At 37.1% G+C, this 23,602-nt stretch carries 24 protein-coding genes and 1 other RNA gene; 21 read left to right on the top strand and 4 right to left on the bottom strand.

Going from position 1 to position 23,602, the window contains the following annotated elements; all coding sequences use genetic code 11:
- The first annotated feature begins 24 nt into the window (after positions 1 to 24).
- From rnz to I589_RS09655, 5 genes are all read left to right on the top strand, one after another.
- Positions 25 to 954: a ribonuclease Z gene (gene rnz, locus I589_RS09675; protein WP_010767624.1), complete on the top strand. Its 930-nt coding sequence runs from the start codon at positions 25 to 27 to the stop codon at positions 952 to 954.
- An 11-nt stretch (positions 955 to 965) separates the two neighbouring features.
- Positions 966 to 1,754, top strand: a complete 789-nt coding sequence (locus I589_RS09670; RefSeq protein ID WP_010767625.1) for an SDR family NAD(P)-dependent oxidoreductase — start codon at positions 966 to 968, stop codon at positions 1,752 to 1,754.
- Positions 1,755 to 1,769: 15 nt separating this feature from the next.
- Positions 1,770 to 2,195 (top strand): lipopolysaccharide assembly protein LapA domain-containing protein, encoded by a 426-nt coding sequence (locus tag I589_RS09665; protein WP_010767626.1) that lies wholly within the window; start codon positions 1,770 to 1,772, stop codon positions 2,193 to 2,195.
- 423 nt (positions 2,196 to 2,618) lie between these two features.
- Complete coding sequence (gene recJ, locus I589_RS09660; RefSeq protein WP_010767627.1) at positions 2,619 to 4,919, top strand: single-stranded-DNA-specific exonuclease RecJ; 2,301 nt, start codon at positions 2,619 to 2,621, stop codon at positions 4,917 to 4,919.
- A gap of 12 nt (positions 4,920 to 4,931) precedes the next feature.
- Positions 4,932 to 5,444: an adenine phosphoribosyltransferase gene (locus I589_RS09655; RefSeq protein ID WP_010767628.1), complete on the top strand. Its 513-nt coding sequence runs from the start codon at positions 4,932 to 4,934 to the stop codon at positions 5,442 to 5,444.
- 152 nt (positions 5,445 to 5,596) lie between these two features.
- Here the strand turns inward: I589_RS09655 and I589_RS09650 are convergent, their stop codons facing one another.
- Entirely contained in the window at positions 5,597 to 5,851 is a 255-nt protein-coding gene (locus I589_RS09650; RefSeq protein ID WP_010767629.1) for a hypothetical protein, read from the bottom strand.
- Positions 5,852 to 6,231: 380 nt separating this feature from the next.
- The gene (gene lexA, locus I589_RS09645) at positions 6,232 to 6,855 is read right to left on the bottom strand and encodes a transcriptional repressor LexA (RefSeq protein WP_010767630.1); all 624 of its coding nucleotides are present in this window, start codon (positions 6,853 to 6,855) and stop codon (positions 6,232 to 6,234) included.
- A gap of 146 nt (positions 6,856 to 7,001) precedes the next feature.
- Here lexA and I589_RS09640 point away from each other — a divergent pair, with 146 nt between their 5' ends.
- The 12 genes from I589_RS09640 to nth all read left to right on the top strand — a co-directional run bounded on the left by I589_RS09640 (position 7,002) and on the right by nth (position 17,760).
- On the top strand, positions 7,002 to 7,247 hold the full coding sequence (locus tag I589_RS09640; RefSeq protein ID WP_010767631.1) for a DUF896 family protein: 246 nt from the start codon (positions 7,002 to 7,004) through the stop codon (positions 7,245 to 7,247).
- Positions 7,248 to 7,342: 95 nt separating this feature from the next.
- Positions 7,343 to 9,337, top strand: coding sequence for a transketolase (gene tkt, locus I589_RS09635; protein ID WP_010767632.1), 1,995 nt, complete (start codon positions 7,343 to 7,345; stop codon positions 9,335 to 9,337).
- Positions 9,338 to 9,553: 216 nt separating this feature from the next.
- A complete protein-coding gene (tnpA, locus tag I589_RS09630) occupies positions 9,554 to 10,009 on the top strand; it encodes an IS200/IS605 family transposase (protein ID WP_010767633.1) in 456 nt (151 codons plus the stop codon).
- A 361-nt stretch (positions 10,010 to 10,370) separates the two neighbouring features.
- A complete protein-coding gene (locus I589_RS09625) occupies positions 10,371 to 11,216 on the top strand; it encodes a glucosaminidase domain-containing protein (protein ID WP_010767634.1) in 846 nt (281 codons plus the stop codon).
- A 137-nt stretch (positions 11,217 to 11,353) separates the two neighbouring features.
- A complete protein-coding gene (locus I589_RS18365; protein ID WP_010767635.1) occupies positions 11,354 to 11,506 on the top strand; it encodes a hypothetical protein in 153 nt (50 codons plus the stop codon).
- A 159-nt stretch (positions 11,507 to 11,665) separates the two neighbouring features.
- Positions 11,666 to 12,598 (top strand): cysteine synthase A, encoded by a 933-nt coding sequence (gene cysK, locus I589_RS09620; RefSeq protein ID WP_010767636.1) that lies wholly within the window; start codon positions 11,666 to 11,668, stop codon positions 12,596 to 12,598.
- 269 nt (positions 12,599 to 12,867) lie between these two features.
- Positions 12,868 to 13,314 carry a Fur family transcriptional regulator gene (locus I589_RS09615; RefSeq protein ID WP_010767637.1) on the top strand — a complete coding sequence of 149 codons (447 nt, stop codon included), beginning with the start codon at positions 12,868 to 12,870 and terminating at the stop codon, positions 13,312 to 13,314.
- Positions 13,311 to 13,691: a RidA family protein gene (locus I589_RS09610; RefSeq protein WP_010767638.1), complete on the top strand. Its 381-nt coding sequence runs from the start codon at positions 13,311 to 13,313 to the stop codon at positions 13,689 to 13,691. The genes I589_RS09615 and I589_RS09610 overlap by 4 nt, the downstream gene beginning before the upstream one ends.
- Positions 13,692 to 13,946: 255 nt before the next feature.
- Positions 13,947 to 15,299, top strand: a complete 1,353-nt coding sequence (locus I589_RS09605; RefSeq protein ID WP_010767639.1) for an NADH oxidase — start codon at positions 13,947 to 13,949, stop codon at positions 15,297 to 15,299.
- Positions 15,300 to 15,693: 394 nt separating this feature from the next.
- Positions 15,694 to 16,320, top strand: coding sequence for a YczE/YyaS/YitT family protein (locus I589_RS09600; RefSeq protein ID WP_010767640.1), 627 nt, complete (start codon positions 15,694 to 15,696; stop codon positions 16,318 to 16,320).
- Between the two features lie 75 nt (positions 16,321 to 16,395).
- Positions 16,396 to 17,097 carry a DnaD domain protein gene (locus tag I589_RS09595; protein WP_010767641.1) on the top strand — a complete coding sequence of 234 codons (702 nt, stop codon included), beginning with the start codon at positions 16,396 to 16,398 and terminating at the stop codon, positions 17,095 to 17,097.
- Between the two features lie 12 nt (positions 17,098 to 17,109).
- Entirely contained in the window at positions 17,110 to 17,760 is a 651-nt protein-coding gene (gene nth / locus I589_RS09590) for an endonuclease III (protein ID WP_010767642.1), read from the top strand.
- Positions 17,761 to 17,857: 97 nt separating this feature from the next.
- Here the strand turns inward: nth and I589_RS09585 are convergent, their stop codons facing one another.
- A complete protein-coding gene (locus tag I589_RS09585; RefSeq protein ID WP_010767643.1) occupies positions 17,858 to 20,206 on the bottom strand; it encodes a PBP1A family penicillin-binding protein in 2,349 nt (782 codons plus the stop codon).
- 2 nt (positions 20,207 to 20,208) lie between these two features.
- Complete coding sequence (gene recU / locus I589_RS09580) at positions 20,209 to 20,844, bottom strand: Holliday junction resolvase RecU (protein WP_010767644.1); 636 nt, start codon at positions 20,842 to 20,844, stop codon at positions 20,209 to 20,211.
- A gap of 62 nt (positions 20,845 to 20,906) precedes the next feature.
- Between recU and I589_RS09575 the strand changes: the two genes are divergently transcribed.
- From I589_RS09575 to I589_RS09565, 4 genes are all read left to right on the top strand, one after another.
- Complete coding sequence (locus I589_RS09575; RefSeq protein ID WP_010767645.1) at positions 20,907 to 21,452, top strand: SLOG family protein; 546 nt, start codon at positions 20,907 to 20,909, stop codon at positions 21,450 to 21,452.
- Positions 21,453 to 21,548: 96 nt separating this feature from the next.
- Entirely contained in the window at positions 21,549 to 21,968 is a 420-nt protein-coding gene (gene gpsB, locus I589_RS09570) for a cell division regulator GpsB (RefSeq protein WP_010767646.1), read from the top strand.
- Between the two features lie 18 nt (positions 21,969 to 21,986).
- An RNA gene (rnpB, locus tag I589_RS18100) (RNase P RNA component class B) lies at positions 21,987 to 22,359 on the top strand.
- A 69-nt stretch (positions 22,360 to 22,428) separates the two neighbouring features.
- On the top strand, positions 22,429 to 23,601 hold the full coding sequence (locus I589_RS09565; protein ID WP_010767647.1) for a THUMP domain-containing class I SAM-dependent RNA methyltransferase: 1,173 nt from the start codon (positions 22,429 to 22,431) through the stop codon (positions 23,599 to 23,601).
- Position 23,602 lies beyond the last annotated feature (1 nt).

The raw sequence follows: 23,602 nt of genomic DNA, 5'->3' as shown, positions 1-23,602 counted from the left end.
GTCAAAAGAAAGTCGGGTCTAATTATGGAATTACAATTTTTAGGTACAGGAGCAGGCGTTCCTGCGAAGCATCGCAATGTTACAAGCATTGCCTTAAAGCTTTTAGATGAGAGAAATGCTGTGTGGTTATTTGATTGTGGCGAAGGAACACAAATGCAGATCTTGCGAACCACCATTCGTCCAAGGAAAATAGAAAAAATATTTATTACACACCTCCATGGAGACCATATATTTGGGTTACCTGGTTTGTTAAGTAGTCGGACATTTCAAGGAGGCGGAACTCCTTTAGAAATTTATGGTCCAAAAGGAATTGAAAAATATATACGAACCTCTTTATCAATTTCTCAAACCAGAGTAGGTTATCCATTAAAATTTATTGAAATTGAAGAGGAGGGAACTCTGTTTAGTGATCAACAATTCTCCGTTATCTGTAAGCGACTGGATCATGGGATTGAAAGCTTTGGCTACCGTGTTGTTGAACATGATCATGATGGAGAGCTTCAAGTGGAGAAATTACGAGCATTAGAAATCCCTGCAGGACCTATTTATGGTAAATTAAAGAGAGGTGAAATTGTCACACTAGAGGATGGGCGCGTCATTGACGGGAAAGATTTCCAGGGGACGGCTAAAAAGGGACGAATTGTCACTATCTTGGGAGACACAAGAAAAACAGAAGCTGCTGTAGAATTAGCGAAGAACAGCCAAATTTTAGTTCATGAAAGTACGTTTAATAAACGAGAAGCACAGATGGCAAAAAATTATTTTCATTCTACTACACATCAAGCAGCAGAAACAGCCCTTCAAGCGCATGTTCATCAGCTACTCATCACTCATATAAGTGCGAGGTACTTAGGAAAAGAAGCACAGGCTTTAGAAGAGGAAGCAAAAGAGATTTTTCCAAACACAAAAATGGCGAAAGATTTTGATATCATTGATATTCCATTTATGGATTAGGAGGGTTAAAAATGAATTTAGAAAATAAAGTAGTTATGGTCACTGGAGGATCTGCTGGTTTAGGAGAGCAGATTTGTTATGAAGCTGCCAAAAAAGGAGCCATCGTTATCACGTGTGCGAGACGAATCCAGCTGTTAGGAAAAGTAAAAGAACAGTGTATGGTTCTAAGTGGAAAAGAGGCATTTGCTTTTCAACTAGATGTTAGTAGTCCCGAAAGTGTTTTGTCTGTTTTAGAAAAAGTTCAAGCGGAAGTTGGAACCATTGATGTCTTAGTAAATAATGCAGGCTTTGGTATTTTTGAAGATTTTCTTACCTTCGATTTAGAGAAAGCTCGTAATATGTTTGAGGTAAATGTTTTAGGTATGATGACTCTTACACAACAAGTAGCCGTTCAGATGGCGGAAAATAAACAAGGTCATATCATTAATATCGCTTCCATGGCAGGAAAAATGGCAACAGCCAAATCAACCATTTATTCTGCAACAAAATTTGCTGTCCTTGGTTTCTCTAATGCGTTACGGTTGGAAATGCGGCCTTTCAATGTTTCTGTGACCACGGTCAATCCTGGACCTATCCGGACAGAATTTTTTGATAAAGCTGATCCTAGTGGGGATTATCTCGATAAACTAGGGTTTATTGTTTTAGAACCTCAAAAATTAGCTAAAGCCATCATTCGTTCTGTAGAAAAACCAAAGCGTGAAATTAATCAGCCTGTAGCGTTGGAAATTGCTGCCCGTTTTTACACGCTGTTTCCGCATGTGGGCGATTATTTAGCGGGAGGAATCTTTAACAAAAAGTAAAAGGGAGAGAGTGAAATGAAAAATCAATGGCGTGTATTTGTTGGTTTTCTTCTAGTATTAATCATCGTAGTTTTTGCTGTGTTAAATAATACAGACGTACCTATTAGTTTTGGCTTTACCACACTTAATGCACCACTTATTCTTATACTTATTAGTTCTGCCATTATTGGTGCGTTAATTGTCCTGTTAACCTCTGCAACTACCATGTGGCAGCAAAAAAAAATCATTCAGCAGCAGGAAAAAGAGTTAGCCATCTATAAAGAAGAAATGGATAAAAAATTAACAGAAGAAAAAGAAAAACTTCAAAGAGAATATACCAACAAGACAGCAAAACTGGAAGCTGCTTATGAAACACAAATAAAAGAGCAAGAGCTATTAATTGCTAGTCTAAGTGGTGAAAAATATACAAAAGAAGAAAATAAACTGGATTATTTTGACTAATCTTTTAGTTAGAAAAATAACAAACTAGAGGTTGGGACAAAGTGTTCAGCGACGAGAACAAGTACTGAGCATCATTGGAAGTGAAACTTCGTGGGTTTGCAGCACCAAGTAGGTACATCTCTACATCTATTTCCTTTAGAAATAGATGTAGTTTCAGCTTATTTTGAAGCCTTCAACTCTAGCATGTTCCATGCGTAGAAGTTGTTGAGAGCAAAATGCAGTGGAGATGAGTTCCTTCTCTTCCCGCTGTTTATTAAGATTTTACGAGGGTAGGGTATAACTTAATGAGTTATGTCTCACCTTCTTTTTTATTGCCCAGCCGCAGATAAATACTCCTTATTCACTAATACTAAGAAAGAGTTAATTTTCTTTCTTTTTTTTCGGACAAGGCTTTGCTATAATTACTAGGTTAGGAGTGAGTATGTGAAACAGTCAAATTATCACTGGCAATTACCCGAGAATACCCAAATGAATGAAAACTTTCTCCAAGAAATTGAGAAAAGAGGCTTATCTCCATTGATAGGAAAGCTTCTTTGGCAACGTTCTATCCAAACGAGCGAACAACTAGATACTTTTTTATCTCCATCAATGGATATGCTTCATGATCCTTTTCTTATGTATGACATGGATCGAGCAGTTTCTCGAATTCAACAAGCTGTCATTAGTGGTGAAAGAATCCTTATCTACGGAGACTATGATGCAGATGGGATTACCAGTACAACTATCATGAAAGAAACGCTTGAATTACTTGGAGCTGAAGTAGAGTACTTTCTTCCCAATCGTTTTATACAAGGATATGGTCCGAATAAAGAATTGTATCAAGAAAAAATTTCTGAGGGAATTCAACTGATTATAACAGTAGACAATGGCGTTGCTGGACACGAGGCGCTGGCCTATGCCAAAAGTCAAGGAGTGGATGTAATTGTTACTGACCATCATGAGTTGCCTGCTGAGCTGCCCGAAGCCTTTGCAATCGTTCATCCACGTCATCCAAAAGGAAGCTATCCTTTTGGTGATTTAGCGGGAGTGGGAGTGGCGTATAAAGTCGCTACGGCATTACTTGAAGAACCGCCCGCAGAATTTCTAGACCTTGTAGCGATAGGAACTATTGCTGATTTAGTTTCATTAACTGGAGAAAATCGTGTGCTTGTTACTTTTGGATTAGAAGCAATGAAACATAAGGAGCGTCTCGGACTAGAAGCCTTGTTTAAAGAAAGTTCGGTGAATCCAGAAGAGATGACTGAAACAACGATTGGATTTTCAGTAGGACCACGTTTAAATGCCATTGGACGCCTCGATGATCCCAATCCAGCGGTGGAATTATTTTCAACCTTTGATGATGAAGTTGCTGACAAGCTTGCAAAATTGTTAAATCAGAAAAATGATGAGCGAAAATCTATTGTCGAAAAGATCACCTCTGAAGCAATGACTATGATCCAGTCTGAAAATCAAATTCACCTAATTGCCCACGAGAACTGGCATGAGGGGGTACTTGGCATAGTCGCAGGTAGAATTATGAATGAGACTGGAAAACCGACGATTGTTTTAAGTATAAAAGAAGATGGGACAGCTAAGGGTTCTGGAAGAAGTATTGAAGCACTAAACCTATATCAAATGCTTTCTTCTATGAAGGAGTTATTCACTCACTTTGGCGGACATCACGCAGCGGTGGGGCTAACCATGCCTAAAGAAAATCTTGCACTTCTTCAAGAGAAAATGAATCATTACGTATCTGAAAATCAAATTGATTTAACAAAAGGGGTACCACTAACTATCGATGAGGCCCTTCTAGTTGAAGATGTCTCAATCGATTTTATCCAGCAATTACGTGTTTTAGCGCCTTTTGGTACGGATAATCCACTACCAAAATTTTTATTCCAAAATATTTCTGCTACTCAAATAAAACGCATTGGTTCAGAACAACAGCATCTAAAATTTTCTTTAGAGAATGGTTCTGCTAGTCTTGATGCCATAGCTTTTGGATTAGGAGAACAAGCCCAAGAAATAAAAAATGAAGGTCTAAAAGTGATTGGTGAGCTGTCTATTAATGAATGGAATGGACGTAAAAAGCCGCAGTTAATGGTTCAAGACTTTGCAATTGAAGGGCTACAGCTTTTTGACTGGCGAGCAAAACGGTTCTGGCAGCATTCGTTGTTGTCCAATCAGGCACTATATATCGTCTTTGTTGAAAAAAATAAAAAGGTGCTTCAAGAAGAAGTCGCAGACAAGACCATTGTATTTGAATCAACCGAACAGATACAGGCGATTATTACCCAACAAATGCCAGAGGAGCTAGTCTTTGTTGATTGTCCAGAATCACAGCAACTAATTAAAGAAATTTCAGCTCTTGGAGAATTTTCACGAATTTATTTATTATTTGCAACACCTGAAGAAGCCTATTTAAACGGTGTGGGTAGTCGAGAACAATATGCACGACTATTCAAATTTATACACCAACACAAACAAGTAGATGTTCGTTATAAACTAGCTTCTATTGCTCAATTTTTAAAAATCCCTCAAACTCTATTAATTTTTATGATTCAAGTGTTTTTTGAGCTAGGATTTGTTACAATAGAAAACGGTGTTTTAAATAAAGTAGAACATCCTGAAAATCACCCGTTGACAGAGAGTCTTCTCTATCAGAAGCGGTTGAAACAAATTAAATCAGAGGAATTTTTACTATTAAGTGATATTCCCACAATTAAAAATTGGCTACAATCGTAGGAGGAGTACCAAATGAACTTAAAAGATTATATTGCAAGCATACCTAATTATCCCTCAGAGGGAATTATCTTTCGAGATATCTCACCACTAATGGCTAATGGTGATGCTTACCGCGAAGCAACAAAACAAATCGTTGACTATGCAAAAGAAAAACAAATTGATATGGTTGTAGGACCTGAAGCACGAGGATTTATCGTTGGTTGTCCTGTTGCTTACGAGTTAGGCGTTGGCTTTGCTCCTGTACGTAAAAAAGGAAAACTTCCTCGTGAAACAATTGAAGTGACGTATGATTTAGAATACGGCACAGATACATTGACCTTACACAAAGATGCCATTCTCCCTGGTCAACGTGTCTTAATTTGTGATGATTTGCTTGCTACTGGCGGTACCATAAAAGCAACCATTGATTTAATTGAAAAATTAGGTGGTGTCGTTGTCGGCTGTGCCTTTTTAATTGAACTTATGGATTTACATGGTCGCGACAAAATCGAAGGTCATGACATTATTACTTTAATGGAATATTAAAACACAAAAATCCCCTCTAAGAAAAGCTTAGAGGGGATTCTTTATGGAACCATTACATAACCAGAATGTACGCAATGGGTATTTTTCCATCTATCCGAATATTTTTTAATTCTTATCTCAATTTTTCTTTATGGGGTAAATCATAAAAAAGATTAATGTCTATAGTCATATTGATAGTCATAATCAAATTCATATCTTTCTTCATCGAATCCATCATCATAAGGTGGTTCTTCATAATAAAACTTTTCTCGTTTTACTTGACGATACTTTTTCTCATCCCACAATAGGAACCATAATATAGCTAAGGGTGTAAGAATCAAAAGTGCTGACCGTATGCCTATGTTACCTAACAAAATACCTACCACTAATACTACCAATATAAAGCCAAAACGACGCATTGCTCTCATGATATTCACCTCTACTTTTTTATACGAACAAACGTTTGTATCTTTATTATACGAATGTTTGTTCGCTTTGTAAAGAAAAATATCCTTATCAAGTAATTATTTTTGAAAATGTCTACTCAAGGCATTTGTTAATCACATGAAATTATTAATTTCCATCAAACACTATTTGATACTTTGTATGTTTGCGATTCGCTAAAAACTTGTAATATTAGAGAAATCAGAGAATTTTTGAGAACAATTCTTGTTTCTATCTAGCAGAGAGGGCTTCTCTACACTATAAACGTTTTTAGTGAAGAGAAAAGTTTTTGACAGTAAGTTAGAAAAAAACAAAAAAACTGAAAATCGAGAAGACTCCCGATTTTCAGTGTGTACCTATTTTATTAATAGATGTGACTGCGGTAAAGTCCCACTACTAATCCTAGGATTGAAACATTTTCTAAAATGATTGGCTCCAATTCATCATTTTCCGGTTGAAGGCGAATGTGGCTTTTTTCTTTATAAAACCTTTTACAAGTTGCTTCATCTTCATCCGTCATGGCGATAACAATATCTCCGTTATTAGCGGTAGCTTGTTTTCTTACAATTACGTTGTCTCCATCTAAAATCCCAGCATTAATCATACTTTCACCACGAATAGTCAGCATAAATAATGTTCCTTCCTCAGAAGCAAGATTAGGCGGAATAGGAAAGAAATCAGAGGCTTCTTCCACAGCAAGAATTGGTTCGCCAGCTGTAACTGTTCCTAAAACAGGAATTGTTGTTGGCTGGACATCAATTTTTTCAAGTCCTAACGGCGTTAATTCAATTGCTCTTGGTTTTGTAGGATCTCGTTGTAAAAGCCCTTTTTTCTCTAATCGTGCAAGATGTCCATGGACAGTTGACGTAGAGGATAAATCTACGGCTTCACCAATCTCTCTGACTGTAGGTGGATACCCTTTTTCATTGACCTGTTCATATATATATTTTAAGATGTCAACTTGTCTTGTTTCTGTTCGCTTGGCCACGATTCACACCTTCTTTCATTTTATGATTTTAGTTTACCATACAAAACAGATGAAATCAAACAAACGTTCGCTTTATTGTGTTTTTTACAGTTGTATTTTTCTTGAATATTTAATAAGATAAAGAGGGACAAAAAGGAGGCTTAACTATGTTATCAAAAGAAAAACTTGCTCGCATTAATGAATTAGCGAAAAAGAAAAAAGAGTCTGGTTTGACAGAGACCGAGCAAAAAGAACAATTGCTTCTAAGAGAAGAATATCTAACCGCCTTTCGTTCAGGAATGAAGCATCATATTGAAGGAATGAAAGTCGTTGATCCAGACGGCACGGATGTAACACCAGAAAAATTGAAACAGATTCAAAAAGAAAAAGGGATTCATAACCGTTCTAATTAAAGTAAAAAATACCAAAAAAGATTGCATTTCCTTCTATTTTCTTTTACAATAAAGGAGATAAAAGTAAAAAAAACCTAAATTCAGGAGGGATTCTTTTGTTCGACAACACAGATCAACTAGGCGTTAATACAATTCGTACTTTAAGTATTGAAGCCATTCAAAAAGCCAATTCAGGTCATCCAGGATTACCAATGGGCGCAGCTCCCATGGCGTATGCACTTTGGACCAAGCACTTAAAAGTAAACCCAACAACTTCAACTAACTGGGTGGACCGCGACCGCTTTGTTCTTTCTGCAGGACACGGGTCAGCAATGCTTTACAGCTTGCTGCATCTTGCAGGCTATGATGTGACGATGGATGATTTAAAAAATTTCCGTCAATGGGAAAGTCGCACACCTGGACATCCAGAAGTTCATCACACAGATGGTGTGGAAGCAACTACAGGCCCATTAGGTCAAGGAATTACCATGGCTGTAGGAATGGCGATGGCAGAAGCCCACTTAGCAGCAACTTACAACCGTGAACATTTTAATGTAATGGATCACTATACGTACGCGCTTTGTGGAGACGGTGATTTGATGGAAGGGGTCTCTCAAGAGGCGGCTTCTATGGCTGGACATATGAAATTAGGCAAATTGGTTGTGTTGTACGATTCTAACGATATCTCATTAGATGGTCCTACTTCTAAAGCCTTTACTGAAAATGTTGGTCAACGATTCGAAGCTTACGGTTGGCAACATATTCTTGTCAAAGACGGCAATGATTTGGAAGCTATCTCAAACGCAATTGAAGAAGCCAAAGCACAAACGGATAAACCTACCTTAATTGAAGTCAAAACGGTCATCGGTTACGGCGCACCAAAAGAAGGAACCTCTGCGGTTCATGGCGCACCATTAGGTGACGAAGGAATTTCTGTCGCTAAAGCCGTTTATGGATGGGAATATCCTGACTTCACAGTACCTGAAGAGGTAGCCGCTCGTTTTAAAGAAACCATGCAAGACAAAGGAATTCAAGCAGAAACTGCATGGAATGAACAATTTGAAAACTACAAGCATGCATATCCAGAATTAGCGGCACAATTTGAAGCAGCATTCTCAGGCAAGCTTCCTGAAGATTGGGCAAAAGAATTGCCTCATTATGAAGTGGGTTCTAGTCAAGCAAGCCGAGTGTCAAGTAAAGACATGATCCAAGCTATTTCAAAAGCGGTCCCAAGCTTCTGGGGAGGTTCCGCTGATTTATCTGGGTCAAATAATACAATGGTTGCCGCAGAAAAAGATTTCGAGCCTGGTCAATATGAAGGACGAAATATTTGGTTTGGTGTGCGTGAGTTTGCGATGGCCGCCGCAATGAATGGGATTCAATTACACGGTGGAACCAAAGTCTACGGTGGAACATTCTTTGTCTTCACCGACTACTTACGTCCAGCGATTCGTTTAGCAGCTATTCAAAATGTTCCTGTAACCTACGTATTAACTCATGATTCTGTAGCAGTAGGAGAAGATGGTCCAACACATGAACCGATTGAACAATTAGCGAGCGTTCGTTGTATGCCAGGGGTTCATGTCCTTCGTCCAGCAGATGGCAATGAAACACGCGCCGCTTGGAAGATTGCGATGGAATCAACTGATACACCAACTATTTTGGTCTTAAGCCGTCAAAACCTTCCTGTTTTAGAAGGCACAGACGAATTGGCAGACAGCCATGTAGCCAAAGGCGGTTATGTGTTGTCCCCACAAAAAGGGGAAATACCTGAAGGAATCCTGATTGCGACAGGATCAGAAGTTGCTTTAGCTGTTGCCGCACAAAAAGAATTAGCAGCACAAGGAAAAGATGTTTCCGTGGTATCACTACCAAGTTTTGATTTGTTTGAAGCACAAGACGAAGCGTACAAAGAATCTGTGCTACCAAAAACAGTCACAAAACGTGTAGGAATTGAAGTTGCCTCACCATTTGGTTGGGAACGCTACACAGGAACAGAAGGGAAAATGATTGGTATCAATCACTTTGGCGCTTCTGCACCGGGAGATAAGATTCTTTCTGAATTTGGATTTACTGTAGAAAATGTAGTGAATACATTCAATACATTATAATTATACAAACATACTAAGATTAGTGGGTAGGATATTCGATGGAATATCTTACCCACTAATTTCTATTAATGACTTTAGTCGGTTTCAATCGCTAAAGTGATTGAAACAAAAAAACCACGCGTACTGCGCGTGGAAGAAGTAGCTTTAGCGATAAAACTCCTTTCGATATACTAGATAAAGGCTACCAACCGTTATCAAATCGAAAGGAGTTTTTTTATGTCAAATGACGATAAAAGTTTAGCACATACTCGATGGAATTGTAAGTATCATATTGTGTTTACGCCAAAATACAGACGAAAAGTCATTTATGGAAAGTTAAGACAAGATATTGGGAAAATATTGAGAAAACTGTGTGAAATGAAAGAGGTAAAGATTATCGAAGCCCATGCGATGCCAGATCATATTCATATGTTAGTAAGAATCCCGCCTAAACTGAGTGTATCAGGTTTTATGGGCTATTTAAAAGGGAGAAGTGCTGTAATTATCCATGAGCGTCATGGGAATCTGAAATATAACTATGGGAATCGATCGTTTTGGGCCAAAGGATATTACGTGAGTACTGTAGGATTAAATCAAAAAACAATTGCAAAATATATACGAGAACAAGAAGCGGAAGATCGAGTAAGAGATAGTATAAGTAAAAGAGAGTACAACGACCCATTTAGCAAATAAAGACTAGAAAAAAATAGAGAGATAGCGGTTGGCGGTCTCTTAAAAAAGCTCCCTTGAAGGGAGCAGCAAGTAGTGAGCCCTTCTAGGGCTATTAAAAAGCCAACCGCTATGCGGGTGGATATTTACTGGGTTTACTCATTGATTTCTAAAAAACAGAGGAACTATCGTTATTTTTTAAAAAAATATTTTGAATACTTTTTTTTCAATTATATATTGATTACATTACAAAGCTCTTACAATTCAGATTTATCCTTCAAAAAATTTGTACTCCTCTTTCTTTGGACTTATAATAAACCAGTAATTTAATTATTTTTTTGTTATTATTACGAAGAATTCGTTTTTTATAGAAGGAGGAGTAACTATGGAAAAGCAAAAAACTCGTAGCGCTCGACATCAAAAAAACAGGGTGAAAACAAATTTTATAACTAAAAAAACAATGGTTCCTTTCATTGGAACAGGATTGATGATTACGTCATTTTCTGCGCCTTTTTTTACTGAACAGGCAGCTGCAGATACTTATCAAGCACAGTCTATTAGTTCTATCGAATCATTCATTGACCAGATTGGTTGGACTGCCTCAGAAGTGGCTGCTAATAATGACCTGTATGCATCTGTTATGATTGCTCAAGCGTTATTGGAAAGCGGGTATGGAACTTCTGGCTTATCTAGTGCCCCATATTATAATTTATTTGGTGTAAAAGGAAGTTATGATGGACAAGTCGTTTATATGGCTACACAAGAATATCTCAATGGACAATGGGTAACAATGAATGAACCATTTAGACAATACAATTCTTACTATGAATCTCTTCAAGATCATGCCAATGTTTTACGTTCTACTAGTTTTACAACTGGATCTTATCATTATGCGGGAGCTTGGCAAAGTCAAACCTCTAGTTATATGGATGCAACAGCCTTTTTAACTGGACGCTATGCAACCGATCCAGGGTATGCGGAAAAATTAAATTGGTTAATCTCTACTTATAATTTGACACGTTTTGATAGTCAATCTAGTGGGGGACAAATTACGCAAGTAACTAGCAATCAAACAGAAACGAATCAATCAGCTGCCCAAAGCTACACGGTGCAGTCAGGTGATACACTTTGGGCGATTGCCGAAACTTTTGGGACAACAGTTGATGCAATCAGTGCAAATAACGGATTATCAGACTATACGATTATGATTGGTCAGCAATTAATGGTCTAACAAATAAATGAATACTAAAAATTCTTGAGCGAAAACAGCTTAAGAATTTTTTTATTTTTACTTACTTCTTTGACTTAAATAAAAAATAAGCGTATTCTAACATAAAGATAACGTTTTCAAAAAAAGGAGTGATTATTATGTTCGGATTAGTTGATTTTTGGGGAATGACCTTTGGTGGGACCACTCAAGATACCTACGAAAAAAGCAAATCAAAAAAGAGTCCTCTTCCACTAATTATTTTATTATTCTCTCTTATTATTGGCTACCTAATATTCCTCTATTTCTTATAATGATTCAATTAATGTAAATTTTTATAAGTAGAGGCTATTCTAGTGAAAATGAATCTTTTATTCTAAACAAAAAGAATTAATATTCGCCAATTTCGTTTTACTGAGGTATCATTGTAATAGAGAGTTGTATATTTTTTTCAATATCAAGGAGGAGAAAATATGACACAAATTTATCATTCAGTAACAGAATTAATTGGAAAGACACCTGTTGTTCAATTAAATCGGTTGGTACCCGATGACTCAGCAGAGGTCTATGTAAAATTAGAGTTTTTTAATCCAGGAAGCAGTGTGAAAGATCGTATCGCCCTAAGCATGATTGAAAAAGCAGAAAAAGATGGAAAACTCCATTTAGGTGATACAATTGTTGAACCAACTTCTGGAAATACAGGAATTGGTTTGGCTATGGTTGGTGCTGCAAAGGGATACAAGGTAGTTATCGTTATGCCAGATACAATGAGTATCGAGCGTAGAAAACTAATGCTGGCCTATGGTGCAGAGTTAGTGCTGACACCTGGTGCTGACGGAATGAAGGGGGCAATTGCCAAAGCAAGCGAATTAGCTGAACAAGATGGCTATTTTATGCCTTTACAATTTGATAACCCGGCAAATCCAGACATTCATGAAAAAACAACAGGAAAAGAAATTCAAGAAGTTTTTGGGACACAAGGACTGGATGCTTTTGTCTCAGGTATTGGAACAGGTGGAACAATTACAGGGGCTGGTAAAGAGCTAAAACGTGTTTATCCTGGGATTAAAGTCTATGCTGTGGAACCAACAGAATCTCCTGTTTTAGAAGGCGGACAACCTGGCCCGCATAAAATCCAAGGAATTGGTGCAGGTTTTATTCCTAAAGTGTTGGATACTGACGTTTACGATGAAGTACTTGGAGTTTCTAGTGAGAATGCTATGCAAACTGCTCGACAAGTAGCCATCCAAGAAGGAATTTTAGTCGGTATTTCATCTGGTGCTGCTATCTACGCTGCACTTGAAGTAGCTAAAAAATTAGGAAAAGGTAAAAAAGTCTTGGCAATCGTTCCAGATAATGGAGAACGCTATTTATCAACTGCACTCTATGCAACCGACAGCGAGTGACCATACTATTTTTAAAGTATACCTAAGTTGCGATTTATGAAGTGATTTTCATAAAATCATCCTCATTCATGAAATCAGAGCTAGTTACCTCATTCTCAATTTGATGATTGGTAGCTGGCTTTTTTCTCTCTTAGGGTTAGAGTAGAACTAAAAAGAAACGGAAATACGTGTTCGATCATCCTTTTGTGAATTAATCACTAATTATAGTGGTAATTTCCTTAAAAAAATAGTATTATCAAGAAAGAATGAATAAAATAGGAGGGGCTTCGATGAGTAACACGATGGTTAAGGATGCGATTTCGAAATTAAAACATGCCAATATTCGAATTACACCTCAACGCTATGCAATTTTAGAATATTTAATTGAAAACCGTACACACCCAACAGCTGATGAAATCTATAAATCTTTAGAACATCAATTTCCAAATATGAGTGTGGCTACTGTTTATAATAATTTACGTTTGTTTACAAAGATTGGATTTGTAAAAGAGATGAGCTATGGTGATGCATCAAGTCGTTTTGATTTTAGCTCTACTCGTCATTATCACGCCATTTGTCAAAGTTGTGGTAAGATTGTTGATTTTCATTATCCTGGTTTAGAGGATGTTGAAATGGCAGCTAGTGAATTAACTGGTTTTGAGATTAATGAACACCGATTAGAACTATATGGTATTTGTCCTGATTGTCAAGCGGCTGAAAGCGAGGAAGCGAAATGAGGACGATTCATACAGAGAATGCACCAAAAGCAATTGGTCCCTATGTTCAGGGAAAAATTGCAAAGGGGTTCTTATTTGCTTCAGGTCAAGTTCCGCTAGATCCTCTATCTGGTGAAATTGTCGGAGAAACAATTGAAGAACAAACAACACAAGTTGTAAAAAACATTGAAGCAATCTTGCAGGGCGCAGGTATTACTTCAAATGAAATTGTAAAAACAACTTGTTTCTTAAGCGATATGAATCATTTTCAAGCATTTAATACTGTTTATGCTACACTATTTAACGAAGAGCTTCCAGCGCGTTCAGCGGTAGAAGTGGCACGTTTACCAAAAGATGTGTTAGTAGAGATAGAAATTATTGCTGTTGTAAATGAATAATTGAGAAAATCCATCCTCTATTCTCAGAGAATGGATTTTTTGTTTTGTGAAATTGTTTAACAATTTGCATCATTTCCTTTAAGTAAGTAGAAATTAAAGCGATTAAAATGGGAATCCAACGATTGATAGCTTTTCTAAATTTAGTCTAATTTCATTTTGTGAATTCACAAGCAAATAAATGTTTCTTCACTTTTTCTTTTGTTATAGTGAAATAGTCAACAAGTTGACAAACTAAAAACGAAAGAAGGCGTAACAATGAAAGTAGTCGTAGTAGGATGTACCCATGCTGGAACTTCTGCAGTCAAAAGTATTTTATCAAATCACCCGGAGGCAGAAGTAACTGTCTATGAACGCAATGATAATGTGTCATTTTTATCTTGCGGGATTGCATTATATGTAGGAGGTGTGGTGAAAGACCCTGCTAGCTTATTTTATTCAAATCCTGAAGAATTAGCTTCTCTTGGTGCAACAGTCAAGATGGAGCATGATGTTGAAACGATAGATGTGAAAGAGAAAACAATCACAGCCAAAGATTTAAAAACAGGGGAAATAGAAACAGTCACTTATGATAAATTGGTAATGACTACAGGCTCTTGGCCAATTGTTCCTCCAATCGATGGTATTCAATCAGAAAATATTTTACTTTGTAAAAACTATAATCAAGCAAATGAGATTATTGAAAAAGCAAAATCAGCGAATAAAATAGTTATTGTTGGCGGTGGATATATTGGAATCGAATTAGTGGAAGCTTTTGCTGAATCAGGTAAAGAGGTGACTCTAATTGATGGTTTAGATCGTATTTTAAATAAATATTTAGATAAACCATTTACTGATGTTTTAGAATCAGAGCTTGAAAAGCAAGGTGTTACATTGGCTCTTGGAGAAAATGTTCAACAATTCGTGGCCGATGAAAGTGGACGAGTAAAAACAGTGGTTACCCCTAGTCAATCCTTTGATGCTGATATGGTAATTTTATGTGTTGGTTTCAAACCAAATACAACATTAATTGAAGGTCAACTTGACACTCTACCAAACGGCGCAATTAAGGTAAATGAATATATGCAAACAAGTAATCCTGATGTGTATGCGGCAGGGGACTCAGCTGTTGTTCACTATAATCCCAGCGGCACACAAAACTATATCCCGCTAGCAACAAATGCTGTTCGTCAAGGACTATTAGTAGGTCATAATCTAACAAAAAATAACTTAGCTTACCGTGGCACACAAGGAACTTCAGGTCTTTATTTATTTGGTTGGACAATTGGTTCTACTGGTGTAACAAAAGAAAGTGCCGCGCTAAATAATTTAGACGTAGAAGCTACTTTATTTGAAGATAATTATCGTCCGGAATTTATGCCGACTACAGAAAATGTAAAAATGTCTCTTGTTTACGAAAAAGGAACAAACCGTATTGTTGGGGCACAATTTATGTCCAAATATGATATTACACAGTCAGCAAATACCCTTTCATTGGCTGTCCAAAATAAAATGACCGTGGAAGACTTAGCTATTTCTGATTTCTTCTTCCAGCCGCACTTTGATCGTCCATGGAACTACTTAAACTTATTGGCACAAGCAGCTTTGGCAGATATTAAGAAAAACAATTAATCAATTTTATTGAGGCTGCTATTGAGACAGAAGTGTTCAGCTCCAAGAACAGGTGCTATGCATCATTGGAAGTGAAACTTCGTGGATTTGCAGTACCAAATAGGTGCATCTCTACACTATTTCTTTTAGAAATGGTGTAGAGATGCACTTTCAGCTTATTTTCGAAGGAGTTGCTTCTGTTCCCAACCTTTATTAAGATTTTACAAAGGTGGGGTATAACTTCATTAGTTATGCCCTATCTTTATCCTTTAATAGCTGATTTTCATATTCATTGTTCAACGGTACTTATTCTGCTTTCAAAGGATGCATAATTGTTTATTGAAATAATGCTAATAGTTGCTTTTTTAGAGAATATCTGACAAACTGTTTTTGATAATAAAATGAGGTGACATGTTTGGATTGGAAAAGGATAGGGATTCAGAGCTTTTATGCATTGTTAGGAGTGTTTATACTGGGGTTTGGCGCCGCTCTTTTACGGGTAAGCCAAGTAGGGTTAGATCCTTTTACCGCAGCAAATATCGGAGTAGGTACTAAGATTGGTCTCTCATTAGGGACTTATCAGTTACTACTAAATGGACTCATCTTATGCTTTGTTTTTTTCTTTGGTCGAAAATACATTGGTATCGGAACAGTTATTAACATGGTTTTAACTGGTTTTTTTATTGATTTTTTTACGTGGCTATTAACCAGCTACATCTCCCTCTCAATTACATGGTTTACACAAGCATTGCTCTTAATTTTTGGTGTACTTATTTTTACTTTTGGAGCTTCTTTTTATATGTCAGCAAAGCTTGGAAACGCTCCATATGATGCGATTGCTCCTATTCTTGTTGATCGAACGAGACTTCACTTTCGTGTTATACGAATTACACAAGACGTTCTATTCATGGTAATTGCTTTCATTTTTGGCGGTCCAGTGGGAATCGCTACAATTATTAATGCGTTTTTTACGGGTCCTCTAATTAGTTTTTGGGATAAAAAAGTAAGTCAGCCGTTAATAGAGAAAAGTTTGAATAAATAATAGTGAGGAAAAAAGCAATCAGCCTTTCGAAGGATTGCTTTTTTTAGTATACTAGAGAAGAAAGTAGGGGAGCTCATGACATCATTAAATGAATACTTAGATGCAGGTCAAACCATTGTTTCAAATTTATTACTAAAAAATTATCATCGCTTAGGAATGAAAAGCGAAGAGTTCTTGTTATGGCTTCAATTATATCGGCTGCAGAATCAGGGAGATTTATTTCCTGATTTGACAATGATTGCTGAAGACATGGGGATGTCTACCGAACAGATATTTCACGCATTGGATCAGTTAGAAAAGAAAAATTTTTTAAAAATTGAAACATTTACGGATGTACATGATAAAAAAATTGACCGTTACAATTTGACTTATGCCTTTGATAAGCTAGATATATTAAAAGAACAAGAACGATTTAAAAACCTCCAGCAAAATGAGGAAGAAGCAATTAAAAATTTATATCGTGCCATAGAACAAGAGTTTGGACGTCCCTTATCCTCAATAGAGTTTCAGCGAATTGGGGAGTGGTTAAATACAGATCACTATTCTCCAGAACTTATACAGTTAGCTTTAAGAGAAGCGGTGTTAAGTCAAGCTTATAATTTAAACTACATTGATAGAATTCTGCTTTCGTGGGAAAGAAAGAATATCAAAACAAAACAACAAGTTGCAGAAGAACAAAAAAAACGAAAACAATTAATTATGCAAAAGGAGCTTGACCAGACAACAAGCAATAAAGTGTTACCTAAAGTATCCATAAAGAATTGGTTAGATGAATAGGAGGGGATTTATATGCTCAATAAAGAAAAGACGATGCTTGCAATTGAAGAAATGTATCAACTATTTCCTGATGCGCACGGGGAGCTTATCCATAAGTCCCCATTTGAACTGCTGATTGCGGTTATTTTAAGTGCACAAGCAACGGATGTGTCAGTAAACAAAGCAACTCCTGCACTCTTTGCAGCTTACCCAACACCAGAACGATTAGCAAACGCACCTGTCGAAGACATCATGGTAAAAATCAAAACGATTGGTTTGTATCGAAACAAAGCAAAGAATATTAAAGCCTGCGCACAACAATTGTTGACTAATTTTAACGGGGAAGTACCTCAAACAAGGGAAGAATTAATGAGTTTATCCGGAGTTGGAAGAAAAACAGCTAACGTTGTTTTAGGGGATGCATTCGGTATTCCGGCAATTGCGGTAGATACCCATGTGGAGCGAGTATCCAAACGATTAAGAATTTGTAAGCTAAACGCAAATGTCTTAGAGGTGGAAGATACATTGATGAGAAAAATACCAAAAGAGCTCTGGGTAAAAACACACCACACCATGATTTTTTTTGGTCGTTATCATTGTTTAGCCCGTGCACCAAAATGTGATATTTGTCCGCTTCTTTCTATGTGTCAAGAGGGGAAAGACCGAATGAAGCTCGCAAAGTAAAAGAAACAAAGAAAACTCCCTCTTAAAATTCTGATAGCAATCTTTTTTTATAAAAACGCCACCCTGCAGGAAAAATCTGCAGGGTGGCGTTTTATTTTTAATTGCCTTCGCCTTGTTTTTGCTCTTGATTAGGCTCTTTATCTGGTTGATCTGGATCAGGTTTTTCTTCGTTTCCTGTATCAGTAGTTGGTGGAACAGTTGGATTCGTCCCAGGATTATTCGTTCCAGTATCAATTGTTCCAGTGTTTCCTGTATTTCCAGTGTTTCCGGTATCTGTTTCAGCTGGTTCATCCTTTGAGGAACTTGATTCAGTTGTCGTTTCAGTCGTCGTGCTTTCAACTGTACTTGATGAGCTACTTTCAGAAGTTTCGCTACTTACTGGCGGAGTATAACTTGAACTTGGAGCAGTATATTTACCATCAAGATATAATTCACTTCCGATACGGCTTAATCCTTTTGGCATATCCCAATCAATATTTGATACAGAGGAAGAAACGTATTTCATAAATTCGCGATAGACATCTGAAGCAATCATATTCGTTTCATCTGTAACAGGTGTCATTCGATCATTGTAGCCAGTCCAAACAGATAGGGCATAATTTGTCGTATAACCAACAAATAAAATATCTGGATAGACACCTGTATAGGCGTTTAGTTTGGCTAATTCGTCGTCTGTATAATTAGAGGTTCCGGTTTTACCGGCTTGATAAAGTCCCTCAATTTGGGCATTCGTACCTGAACCAATAGAAATCGTATCTTTTAAAATATCTGTTAGCATATAGGCTGTCGTTTCTTTCATTGCGCGTTCACCATCTGCTGGATATTCATCTTCTGTTCCATTTTGATAAATAACTTTATTTACATACTGAGGTTTATAGTACGTTCCACCATTAGCAATTGCGGCATACGCTGCTGCCATTTTTAATGAAGAAGCACCATATTTTGTTCCATCTTGTTCTTCTGTATTACTTGAAATCGCATTGGATTGATGAATTGTTTTATATTCAATCCCAACATTTTTTAAGAATTTTGAAACATTCTCTGTTCCAACTTCATTGAAAAGCTTCACAGCAGGGACATTTCGAGAATTATATAAAGCTGATCGCAAAGTAATATTTCCCATATATTGGTTGTCCCAGTTCTTAACCGGTGTTTTGGTCCCTTCATAGTTGTAGGGTTGATCAAGAATCATATCCCCTGTTGATTTATCAAGATATTCAAACGCAGGACCATAGTCAGTAATTGGCTTCATCGTAGAACCAAAGTCACGGCCTGTTTCAACAGCAGCATTAAAACCAAAGATGGTTCCATCAGCAACTTTTCTAGCACCAATTTGTGCACGTACCTGACCGGTTTTCACGTCTATAAGGGTAGAAGCTACTTGAAATTTATCATCGGGATATTGTACATAATCCTCTGTGTTAACAATATCATATAGTTTTTTCTGTGCGTCTAAATCAAGATTCGTATAAACCTTCAACCCATCTGTATAGACATCTTTGCCTGTTTTCTCTTCCACTTCTTTAATGACTTCAAATAAATAGTTATCGACAATTTTTCTATTAGAATCTTCTTGTGTTTGTTTTTTCAATCCATCATCGATAGGTGTTGCAATTGCCTCATCATATTGGGCTTTTGAAATTTTCTTGTTTTCTAGCATTGTTCCCAAAACAATATCACGGCGTGCTTTTGCATTTTCAGGCTTTGTATACGGATCATAATCATTTGGTGCTTGAGGCATACCAGCCAAAAGTGCCGTTTGAGAAAGAGTCAACTCTTCTAAAGTTTTGTCAAAATAGTTTTCTGAAGCAGTTTCCATCCCATAAAAACCATTTGCCATATAGACTTTATTAATATAGTACGTTAATATTTCCTGTTTTGACTTTTCTTTTTCTAGTTGTAAAGCCATCCATGCTTCCTGCGCTTTACGTTTGATTGTTTGATCTTCTGTATTCGTTGAAAAATAAGAAAGCTTGATTAACTGCTGCGTCAACGTGCTTCCACCTTGAAGTCCACCCGTTTTCACATTGGAAATCGCTGATCCTACAATCCTTATAGGATCAACACCTTTGTGCTGATAAAAACGTCTGTCTTCCACAGAAACAATTGCATCTGTCAGAAGCTGAGGGACTTGGGTTGGCTCAATTTTCACTCGATTTTCTGCACCAATATCTTCAAACAAATCACCACTCATAGTATAAAATTTTGAAGAGACAGTAGCGTCTAATTCGGTATCTGATATCTTTGGTGCATCCTTTGCATAAGACCAGAAAAGACCGACTCCAGCGAGAATACCAATAACTCCCAGAGCAACTAATCCAAGGAAAATTTTAAGTAAAATGGATCCTACTGAACGTTTTTTCTTAGGCTTTTTTGACTGGTTAGAGTTATTCGTCGATTTGGTTTCCTTACGACGGGAGGATCTTGACTGTAAATGATCTGTCATAACTAATTAGCTCCTTTTTTTCCATTTATATACCGGTCAACTGCTTTTAAATAGGGGATTTGGGGAGCCAGACCTGGCTCGATTTCAATTCCTAATTGCTCAATCGTCGTTAATGGGATTGATTTTTTACCGGTGGTTTCTTGTTCTTTCCATAATACAATAAGCTCTTCGGCTGCTAAGAAAAAGCAGCGATTCAATGAAGAAAAATTTAATAAAATAAAACAAATTCCTTCCTGCTTTATGCATACTTCCATATGTTTAATCTGGTGTTCATGAATATTTCTAAAAGGAAACGAGGTCTTATTTTGTGTTTCTTTTGCTTCAAAGTCCAAGTACTTTCCTTTGTACACACCATTGTAGTCTGTCGTTGAAGCTTGAGAAAAATAAGCTTCTTTGATGACTGCAGCACTTCGTCTAGGATAGTCTACCTTAACGATTTGTATTGGGGTTGGTTTCTTATGGATCACTGCTAATCCCCGATTTAGGTAATACTCATTACTTAAATTAATTGCCTCCTCAAAACGCATCCCGCGTTTTCCAAACTCTGTTGGTTTCTTTTTTATGACTGTTGCTTGAGTTTTTTGTTTAGATGGCTCATTATTAATATAAGAACGACCATTAGGATACCGAAAAACCATACAAATCACACTCCTAGGCCACATTATATCAAAAAAGACTTAAGAAAGAAAAGGAAAGCGGAATGAATAAACTAAAAACACTCTATTTAACGGGCTATCGTAGTTTTGAAATAGGCGTTTTTCAAGAAAAAGACCCGAAAATTCAAGTTATTAAAAAAGTTTTAAAAAAAGAACTTCTGCAATATGCCGAAAATGGACTTGAGTGGGTATTAACGAGTGGAAACTTAGGCGTTGAGCTTTGGGGTGCTGAAGTCGTGAGTGAATTAAAAAATGACTATCCAGATCTTAAGCTGGGTATTATTTTCCCTTTTGAAGAATTTGGTAGTCAATGGAATGAGGCAAACCAATTGAAGCTTCAAACAGTAAAACAGCTTGCCGACTATGTTAATTCTACAAGTCATCAACCTTATAAAGCACCTGATCAGCTTAGAAACCATACACAGTTTTTATTAGAACATACGGGTGGTACATTAATGGTGTACGATAGAGAATACCCTGGAAAACTGGAATTTTTTGTAAAATCAGTTGAGTGCTTCTCAGAAAAAATACCTTACGTTATCCACATGATTACCATGGACGATTTACAAAACTCTATAGAAAGTCTTTAAAAAAGGGAGATAGTGTTTGATTTCTAGACTTTTTTTAGATACAATGACAAAGGGTAGAATTTTCATATTACGTAAATAAATAATGAGGTGCAAAATATGGCTAACTTAATGTATAATCCAAAAGACATTTTACAACAAGAATTTAAAACAAAGATGCGTGGCTATGATCCAATTGAAGTAGATGAATTTTTAGACAATGTGATTAAAGACTATGAAACATACAACAAACAAATTTTATCTTTACAAGAAGAAAATGACCGTTTACTGGCAAAAATTGACCAATTGTCTAAAAGCCAAGCGGTTGCTTCTCGTGTTCAACAAGAAGCACCTAAAAGTGCTGCTGTAACAAATTTTGATATTTTGAAACGTCTATCGAATTTGGAACGTGAAGTGTTTGGGAAAAAACTAGATCAAGATAGCTATGATTCAGGAACACCTACTCGTACATCAAGTTTTAGTTCAAATTATTCAAATGCTGATAACAGCGATGACATGGATAAAACAAGATTATTTTAAACAAGGAAATTTCCTGTGATTTTCGGGTGATCGCGGTTTGGCTTTTTGCCAGGCTGAGGAAAGTCCATGCTCGCACAGACTGAGATGTCTGTAGTGTTCGTGCTTAGCGAAAAAATAAGCTAAGGTACTTCTTAGAAGTAACGGCAGGAAAACCGGCTAAGGTGAGAGCTATGCCCAAGTATCCTTGAAAGTGCCACAGTGACGAAACGTTTTGGGAAACCAAAACGGTGGAACGCGGTAAACCCCTCGAGCGAGCAACCCAAACTATGGTAGGGGCGCTTTTTGATCGGAAATGAACGAAGCAAAGAGGCAATCAATGATTGCAGATAGATGATGACCACGCCTTTCTTTCTCCCTGAGAGTGAAGGCGTACAAAACATGGCTTATAGAAAATTACAGGTAATCAGGGAGTCCTTCCAACAGTGTTGTGAAGGCTTTTTTTATAAGTAAGGAGAGAGTAATGGATAAAAACAGAAAATTTCAACTCGTAGCAACAGCTGCAAGCGGATTAGAAGCATTGGTTGGAAAAGAATTACGTGATTTAGGAATTGAATGTCAGGTAGAAAATGGACGTGCACGTTTTGAAGGAACGATGGAAACCATTGCAACTGCTAATTTATGGTTACGTACAGCTGATCGTATCAAAATCATTGTAGGGGAATTTGACGCCTTTACATTTGATGAATTATTTGAAAAAGTAAAAGCTCTTCCATGGGAAGATTTTCTTCCATTGGATGCAGAGTTTCCTGTTGCCGGCAAATCAATTAAATCAAAATTATTCAGTGTTCCTGACTGTCAGGCAATCACAAAAAAAGCAATTGTTAATAGACTTCGAGAAGTCTATCATCGTCCAGCGAGTGTTCCCCTAACTGAAACAGGAGCATTTTTCAAACTGGAGGTCGCTTTGTTAAAAGACCACGTCATTGTTTCACTAGATACAACAGGACCAAGTCTATTTAAACGTGGCTATCGCTTGGAAAAAGGTGGCGCTCCTCTAAAAGAAAATATGGCAGCTGCTCTTGTTATGTTGACCAATTGGCGAAAAGATCGCCCATTTTATGACCCTGTTTGTGGTTCTGGTACACTTTGCATTGAAGCAGCACTTATCGGCCATAATATTGCTCCTGGATTTAATCGCGAATTTGTTTGTGAAACGTGGGAATGGTTTGACTCAGAAATTTTTGAAGCGGTTCGAAAAGATGCTGAAGAAAAAGCTGATTATGATATTGAACTTGACATCTCAGGCTCAGATATTAATGGTCGTATGATTGAAATTGCAAAAGCGAATGCGCAGGAAATTGGGCTAGGAGATTCTATTACCTTTAAGCAGCAAGCTGTGAAGGATTTTACAACGGATAAAGAATATGGCGTAATTGTCGCAAACCCGCCCTATGGAGAACGTTTAGGTGAAGAGGAAAGCGTACGACGTCTCTATCAAGAGATGGGCGAGGTCTTTAGACCTTTAAAAACATGGAGTAAATATATTTTAACCAGTGATTTAGCTTTTGAGGAATTTTATAAAGCAAAAGCTACAAAAAAACGAAAGCTGTATAACGGAGCAATCCGAACAGACTTATTCCAATACTGGGGAACAAGACCCCCACGTCAACCACGTGAGGAAAGTAACGCGTAAT

It is taken from the genome of Enterococcus phoeniculicola ATCC BAA-412 (assembly GCF_000407505.1).
GTDB lineage: Bacteria > Bacillota > Bacilli > Lactobacillales > Enterococcaceae > Enterococcus_K > Enterococcus_K phoeniculicola.
This window is presented reverse-complemented; position numbering and strand designations above follow the sequence as displayed.